6 protein-coding genes are annotated in these 7,313 nt (G+C 69.7%); 2 read left to right on the top strand and 4 right to left on the bottom strand.

Features of this window, described 5'->3' with window-relative positions; all coding sequences use genetic code 11:
• The 4 genes from M3N57_00400 to M3N57_00385 form a co-directional block, all read right to left on the bottom strand.
• Nucleotides 1–329 (bottom strand): bifunctional ADP-dependent NAD(P)H-hydrate dehydratase/NAD(P)H-hydrate epimerase (locus M3N57_00400; protein MDP9021167.1); only part of this gene is annotated, 329 nt, incomplete at its 3' end.
• Nucleotides 330–433: 104 nt separating this feature from the next.
• A complete protein-coding gene (locus tag M3N57_00395; protein ID MDP9021166.1) occupies nt 434–1,171 on the bottom strand; it encodes a serine protease in 738 nt (245 codons plus the stop codon).
• 118 nt (nt 1,172–1,289) lie between these two features.
• Nucleotides 1,290–3,122 carry a glutamine--fructose-6-phosphate transaminase (isomerizing) gene (glmS, locus tag M3N57_00390; GenBank protein ID MDP9021165.1) on the bottom strand — a complete coding sequence of 611 codons (1,833 nt, stop codon included), beginning with the start codon at nt 3,120–3,122 and terminating at the stop codon, nt 1,290–1,292.
• Between the two features lie 77 nt (nt 3,123–3,199).
• Complete coding sequence (locus M3N57_00385; GenBank protein ID MDP9021164.1) at nt 3,200–4,279, bottom strand: TerC family protein; 1,080 nt, start codon at nt 4,277–4,279, stop codon at nt 3,200–3,202.
• A gap of 271 nt (nt 4,280–4,550) precedes the next feature.
• On the opposite strand from M3N57_00385, the gene M3N57_00380 reads away from it, so the two are divergent.
• Together M3N57_00380 and amt are read left to right on the top strand one after the other, a co-directional pair.
• The gene (locus M3N57_00380; GenBank protein ID MDP9021163.1) at nt 4,551–5,780 is read left to right on the top strand and encodes a GAF domain-containing sensor histidine kinase; all 1,230 of its coding nucleotides are present in this window, start codon (nt 4,551–4,553) and stop codon (nt 5,778–5,780) included.
• Nucleotides 5,781–5,944: 164 nt separating this feature from the next.
• Nucleotides 5,945–7,279 carry an ammonium transporter gene (gene amt, locus M3N57_00375; GenBank protein ID MDP9021162.1) on the top strand — a complete coding sequence of 445 codons (1,335 nt, stop codon included), beginning with the start codon at nt 5,945–5,947 and terminating at the stop codon, nt 7,277–7,279.
• Nucleotides 7,280–7,313: the final 34 nt, after the last annotated feature.

The following is a 7,313-nucleotide window of genomic DNA, read 5'->3' as shown; positions in this document are numbered from 1 at the left end:
CCGGCGCTGAGAAACCGGCGGCGTTGGTCGCTCGCCTCGTCGGAGAGCTCAGCGTCGAGTCCCGCGACCGCGACCACCCGCGGCTGGGCGCCCCAAGCGGCCAGTCGGCGCGCCGCCGCCCAACCGTCACCACCGTTGTTGCCCTTCCCGGCCACGATCGCGACGCGCAACCCGTACCCGTACCCGGCGGTGGCCACGATGCCGCGCGCCAGGTGCCCCCCTGCCCGTTGCATGAGCGCAGCCCACGACGAACCGGCCGCGACCGCCGCCTCGTCACCGGCGTGGGCAGCGGCAGCGTCCAGCAGCGGAACGCAGCGCAGATCCGGCATCACGTGGCAGGCTAGGTCAGTCGGGTGGCGTCGGGGCGGGCCACCGCCGCGTCACGGTCGGCGAGGTTCGCCGAGCCGGTCAGCGCAGCGCCGCCGCGAACCGATCACCTCTTGACGGTGCGGAGCGTGACGGTGAAGCCGCGGGCGGCCGCGTCGGCGAGGACCCAGTCGAGGTTGGCGCCGCCCTCCCCGGCGGTGACCACCGTCAGCGCGCTCGTGTCCATCCCGGCCCCGACCGTGGCGACGATCCCGAACGCGGTGCCGCCGTCACTCAGGTTGGCGACGGGACCGCCGGAGTCCCCGGGTGTGACACCGCCGACGATCTGGTGCTCGCGGCCGTCGGTCCAGTTGAGCACGCCGACGCGTTCCTGACGGGTGAGCGACGTGAGGTTGAACCCGACCCCGTGGCCGGAGAACTGCATCAGATCACCCTCGCGGTAGTCGCTCGACACGCCGGTGGGGATGCGGGGGTGGCCCTTCAACGCCGGGCTGACCCGGTCGCGATCGTCGGCGGCGATCTCGATGAACGCGTAGTCGCGCCCCGGCTCGTCGGGGTCACCGCGGAACGCGACCGTGCCGATGGCATCCTGCGCTCGCCCGAGGCTGGTCGTCGCCAGACTGACGGTCTGGCCGACCTCGTCCACACAGTGCGCGGCGGTGCTGGCGTACACCTTGCCGGCCAGCTCCCCGGTCCCGTCGAAGATCCAGCTCAGAGTGCAGAACCCGGTGTCGGTGACGATCGCGGCGCCGGGTTGGATCGTGGCCGGTTGGGTCGTGTGGTGCCCGAACGCGGGTGCGCCGGTCAGGGCCAGGACGACCACGCACACGACCGCTGCTGGCACCCAACGCCTGTACGGGCGCATCGATCTCGGGCGCATCGATGATGTCCTCTCGTTGCCGGGCCGTTCACGGCCCGGTCGGACACCGCATGGTAGGAGCGTCGCCGCGGCGATCCCCCGGTCACTCGACCGTGACCGTCTTGGCGAGGTTGCGGGGCTGGTCGACGTCCTCTCCGCGGAGCGTCGCGATGTGGTAGGCGAGCAGCTGCAGGGGCACGACCGCCAGCGCCGGGGCAGCCAGCTCGTGCGCCTCGGGGATCGCGATGATGTGGTCGGCGTGCTCCTCGAGCTCGGCGGTCGAGCCCTTCGTCCCGATCGCCAGCACCCGGGCACCGCGGGCCTTCACCTCCTGGATGTTGCCCACCATCTTGGTGAACACGTGGCCGCGGGGAGCGATCGCCACGACCAGGCTGCCATGCTCGATCAGGGCGATCGGCCCGTGTTTCATCTCCCCGGCAGGGAACGCCTCGGTGTGCAGGTAGCTGATCTCCTTCAGCTTCAGCGCGCCTTCGTGGGCGATCGGCAGGCTCGCGTGCCGACCGATGAACATGGTGTAGGGCACGTCGACGTAGCGGCGGGCGAGGTCGACGATGTCCTCCTCGGCGGCCAGGACCTCGTCCAGTTGCGCCGGGAGATCCTCGAGGCGCTTGAGCATGTCGGCGACCTCGTCGGGCCACAACGCCCGGCGGATCTGGGCCAGGTACAGCGCCAGCAGATCGACCGCCACGATCTGGGTCGTGAACGTCTTGGACGCCGCCACACCGATCTCGGGGCCGGCGTGGGTGTACAGGACGGCGTCGGCCTCCCGAGCCAGGCTCGAGCCGACCACGTTGGTGATCGCGGCCACCTTGGCGCGTTGGTCCCGGGCGTGGCTCACCGCGGCGAGCGTGTCGACGGTCTCGCCGGACTGGCTGATCGCCACGACGAGGGTGTGCTCGGACAGGATCGGGTCGCGGTAACGGAACTCGCTGGCGACCTCCACCTCGACCGGGATCCCGGCCCAATGCTCGACGGCGAGCTTGGCCAACATCCCCGCGTACAGCGACGTCCCGCACGCCACCACGAACACCTTGTCGAGGCGGGCGAACTCGTCCTCGTCGAGGTGGAGCTCGTCGAGGGTGAGGCGACCGTCGAGGCGTCGGTTGAGCAGCGTGTCGGCGACCGCCTGTGGCTGCTCGTGGATCTCCTTCAGCATGAAGTGCGGGTAGCCCTGCTTCTCGGCGGCGTCGACGTCCCAGGTGACGGTGTACGGGTCAGGCTCGGCCGGGCGACCGTCGCCGTCGACGACGTCGACCCCCGCGGGCGTGATACGCGCCAGCTGCCCGTCGCCGAGTGCTGCCACCTCCCGTGTGTGGGTGATCAGCGCCGCGACGTCCGAGGCGCAGTACCCGACCCCGTCGGTGTGCGCGATGATCAGCGGCGACGCGCGTCGGGCTGCCACTAGCACGTCGGGTTCGTCAGCGTGCACCAAGCACAGCGAGTAGGCGCCCCGCAGCCGCGCAACGACCCGACGCACCGCCTCGAGCAGATCGCCGTCGTAGGCGTCTGCGACGAGGTGCGCGACCACCTCCGTGTCGGTGTCGGATGCGAACGACCGCCCGTCCAGCGACGCTTTGAGCGTCTGGTAGTTCTCGATGATCCCGTTGTGCACGACCGAGACCGATCCCGTCGGGTCGGTGTGGGGGTGGGCGTTGCGGTCGGTCGGCGCTCCGTGGGTCGCCCAGCGGGTGTGTCCCAGGCCGGTGCGGCCGTGTGCCGGGGCGCCCTCGAGGGCGGCTACCAGCGTGGGCAGCTTCCCGGCGCGTTTCACGACGCGCAGGCCGTGGGCCCCACCGCCACCCGTCTGGAGCGCGACCCCAGCCGAGTCGTACCCGCGGTACTCGAGCCGCTGCAGGCCGTCGACGATGACGTCCAAGGCGTCGTCACGGCCGACGACACCGATGATCCCGCACATGCGCTGCCCTGTCGTCGACCGACCGCGGATGGCCGAAGCCTACCCACGGGGTCACTCACCGAGCCCACCGCCAGCTCTCACTCCTGCGGGAACAACGGCTCTTTCGCCTCGGCCGGTGCGCTGCCCGGGTCGGAGACGTCGGGCTGCTGCGACGGCTGCTGGTTCGGCGCCGGCTCGGCGGCGTGGATCCGGTCCGGTTCGCCACGTCGGTCGGCGCGCACGGACGCCGCGATCGCCACGGTCAGGATCGTGGCGATCACGCCCAGGCTGAGCGGGATCGGCAGGTGGTACCACTCGACCAGGATCATCTTGACGCCGACGAACGCGAGGATCGCCGCCAGTCCCATGTCGAGGTACCGGAACCGACCGGCCATCCCGGCCAGGGCGAAGTACAGCGCACGCAGCCCCAGGATCGCGAAGGCGTTGGAGGAGAACACGATGAACGGCTCCCGGCTGATCGCCAGGATCGCTGGCACGGAGTCGATCGCGAACACGACGTCGGTGGCCTCGACCAGCACGAGGACCGCGAACAGCGGGGTCGCCAGCAAGGCACCGTCGCGCCGGGTGAACAGCTTCTGGCCGTCGTAGTCGCTCGTCGACGGAACCACCCGACGCACCAGCTTGAGGACGGGGTTGTCTTCCGGGTGGACCTCGGTGCCGCGGTGGCGGAGCATCTTGAACGCGGTGTACAGCAGGAACACACCGAAGACGTACAGCAGCCAGTCGAACCGCTCCAGCAGCGCCACGCCAGCGAAGATGAAGATCGCCCGCAGCACCAGCGCACCGAACACGCCCCAGAACAGCACCCGGAACTGGTACTTGGGTGGCACGCCGAAGTAGCTGAAGATCACCGCCCAGACGAAGACGTTGTCGACCGACAGGCTCTTCTCGATCAGGTATCCGGCGTAGTACTCGCCGGCGGTCTGGCCGCCGGCCGACCACCACAGCACGATCCCGAACGCCAGCCCCAGCGCGACCCAGACGCCGCTCTCGACCAGCGCCTCACGGAACGACACCGCGTGCGGCGTGCGGTGGACCAGCAGCAGGTCGGCCAGGAGCAGCGCCGCGATGGTGAGCGTCAGGGCCAGCCAGGCCCAGCTGGGGACGTCGAGTCGGACGAAATCGCCCGGACCGGCGGGAGCAGCAGCGAGGAACATCGACGACCTCCGGACGCCACGTCAGCGACCGGAGGTCTCCCCACCACCTGGTCGAGGTGGCCGACGGCACCGGGCACGAGGCCGTGGTGACGACGCCGCCGCCTGCGGGTACTCCCCTCCGAGGCGGGGCAGCATACCCGTGGTTCGCGAACCGTCATGGGGCCGGCTCGACACCGCCCCTTCGGCCACCCGGAGCCGCGACGCGTCGGGATAGCGTCGCGCGACCGAGACGGAACGGCGGTCATGTGTTCCTGGCGCGACGGCGTCGCCGATGATCAGGGGTGATGACGAGGAGCGTCGTCTCGAGGCCGTGAGACGGTACGACATCCTCGATACGCCCCCCGACGGGGCATTCGACCGGGTGACCGCCCTGGCTGCGCGCTTCTGCGACGTGCCGATCAGCACCATCACCATCGTCGACCGCGACCGGATCTGGTTCAAGTCCACGTGCGGCATCGACGTTGATCAGATCCCGCGCGATCGTGGGCTGTGCGCATCCGCCATCTTGCGGGACGAGCCGTACGTGGTCACCGACGCGGGCCTCGACCCTCGGACGCTGGACAACCCGCTGGTGCGCGGCGAGCTGGGCCTACGCTTCTACGTCGCGGTGCCTCTCACGACCAGCGACGGCTACAACCTGGGGACGTTGAACATCATCGACGTGGAGCCGCGCGACGTCGACTCGCAGCAGCTTGAGACGCTGTCCGACCTCGCTGCCATCGTGATCGACGAGCTCGAACTGCGCCTCGCGGCCCGTCGCACCGTCGAGTTCGAGACGGAACGCGCCAACGCCCAATTCCGCGAGCAGGTCCTCGCCGGACTGTCTCACGACATGCGGACGCCACTGGCGATCCTCAGAGGCACGGTCGATCTCGAAGACGGCGTCGGATCGCTCGATCCGGAACGGCGCCGCATCCGTCACCTGGCGCGTCGCCAGATCCGCCACTTGGACTGGCTGGTGCGCCAGTTCCTCGACTACGCGCAGCTCGAGGAAGACCGACGGGTGACGGTCCACGTCGCTCCGATCGACCTCGCCGAACTGGTCACCGACGCCGTCGATGTCTTCACCGACCGCGCCCGCATCGACGTTCGCGTCGCATCCGACCGCCCTGCACTTGCCGACCGTGACCGCGTCCTGCAGATCCTGATCGAGCTGCTGAACAACGCCGTCCGCTTCGCCGGCCTCGAGATGCCGATCGAGGTCAGCGTCGAAGACCAGGACGACGGCTCACCGACTGTCAGCGTGGCCGACCGGGGACCGGGCATCGAGGCCACCGCGCTGCCCCGGTTGTTCGAGAAGTTCTACCGCAGCGACCGAAGTTCCGGGAGCGGCATCGGCCTGTACGTCAGTCGCGCCTTGGCCGAAGCGCAAGGCGGCCGCCTCGGTGTCCAGTCGACTCCCGGACAAGGCACGTGCTTCACACTGGTTCTGCGAGCAGCGCACCCGACCAGCGAGCGCAGCAGGGACCCCAGCCACGACCGGGTGCCCTCGAGCCGCTGAGTGGGGAGCAGCGTCCGGGCTCGTCGGTGATGTCCTCGACTCGTGAACGACCTCGACTCGGAAACGACCTCGACTTGTAACGCCCGCGAAACCCGCGAGCAACCCCCCGGAAAAAGCTGCTGCGTAGCTTGCGGGCCACTGCAGTCGATGGGAGGTTCGAGGGGATGTCTGTCACCCAGCTCGAGAACGCGGTCCTGGTCATGTTCCTCATGCTCGCCGGCGTTCTCGTGATGTTCATGCACGTCGGCTTCTCGATGCTCGAGGCGGGACTGACACGCGCGAAGAACACGGCCAACATCCTGATGAAGAACCTGATGACCCTGTGTCTCGGGTTCATCGTCTACTTCGCCGTGGGGTTCGGCGTCATGTACGGCGCGCAGGCATCCGGCCTGTTCGGCACGGACGGGTTCTTCCTGTTGAACTTCAGCGCGTACGAGCCGGTTGCTGGCTCGATCGCGATCGACTTCTTCTTCCAAGGGATGTTCGCTGCCACGGCCGCCACGATCGTGTCCGGAGCGGTCGCCGAGCGGATGAAGCTCTCCGCGTACGTCCTGTTCGCCGTGGTGATGACGGGGCTGATCTACCCGGTGGTCGGGGCGTGGAAGTGGGGCGGCGGCTGGCTCGACTCGCTCGGGTTCGTCGACTTCGCCGGCTCCACCGTCGTGCACCTCACCGGGGGCGTCGCCGCACTGATGGGCGCCCTGATCCTCGGTGCGCGCCTGGGCAAGTTCGGCCCGGACGGCACGGCACGGGCGATTCCGGGACACTCGATGTCGATGACCGTGTTCGGTGTGCTGGCGCTGTTCTTCGGCTGGTTCGGGTTCAACGGCGGCTCGGTGCTCGCGCTGGACGGTGACGCGATCGGCCGGGTGCTGGTCACCACCGCGCTGGCGGGTTGCGCCGGAGGCGTCACGACCGGCCTGTACAGCCGGGTGCGGACGGGCAAGTTCGACGTCGGGATGAAGGGCAACGGCATCCTCGCCGGTCTCGTCGGGGTCACCGCCGGCGCGGACGTCGTCAACAACCTCGGTGCGCTGGTGCTCGGCGCCGTCGCCGGTGTCATCGTGTTCGAAAGCGTCGCTGTGATCGACCGGCTGCGGGTCGATGACCCGGTCGGGGCCGTCAGCGTGCACGGCATCTGTGGGGCGTGGGGGACGGTCGGCGTGGGGCTGTTCGCCGTCGACGGCGGCTTGCTGTACGGCGGCGGTGCGATGCTCCTGCTCACCCAGGCGATCGGGGTGGTGGCGGTCGCCGCGTTCGTCGCCGCGGCTTCCGGAGCGGCGTTCCTGGCGCTGCGGGCGACCATCGGGATCCGGGTGACCGAAGCCGAGGAGCTCGAGGGTCTCGACATCCACGAGCACGGGATGTACGCCTACCCGGAGCTGGCGCACGGCCCGGCCGCTTACCCGGGCGGCCCCGCCACGGAGCCGACCGGCCCGAAGCTGGTCCCGACCGAACCCGAACCCGAACCCGAGCCCGTCACCGCCTCCTGGAGCTAACACTGACCAGCGCTGTTGCCCCCCGGGTCGCCCC

The sequence above is a fragment of the Actinomycetota bacterium genome, assembly GCA_030776725.1.
Taxonomy (GTDB): Bacteria; Actinomycetota; Nitriliruptoria; order Nitriliruptorales; family JAHWKO01; genus JAHWKW01.
This window is presented reverse-complemented; position numbering and strand designations above follow the sequence as displayed.

Bases quoted from the DNA above. Each gene is read 5' to 3' on its own strand.
- glmS (MDP9021165.1), bottom strand. From the start codon at position 3,122: ATGTGCGGGATCATCGGTGTCGTCGGCCGTGACGACGCCTTGGACGTC.
- M3N57_00385 (MDP9021164.1), bottom strand. From the start codon at position 4,279: ATGTTCCTCGCTGCTGCTCCCGCCGGTCCGGGCGATTTCGTCCGACTC.
- M3N57_00380 (MDP9021163.1), top strand. From the start codon at position 4,551: ATGATCAGGGGTGATGACGAGGAGCGTCGTCTCGAGGCCGTGAGACGG.
- amt (MDP9021162.1), top strand. From the start codon at position 5,945: ATGTCTGTCACCCAGCTCGAGAACGCGGTCCTGGTCATGTTCCTCATG.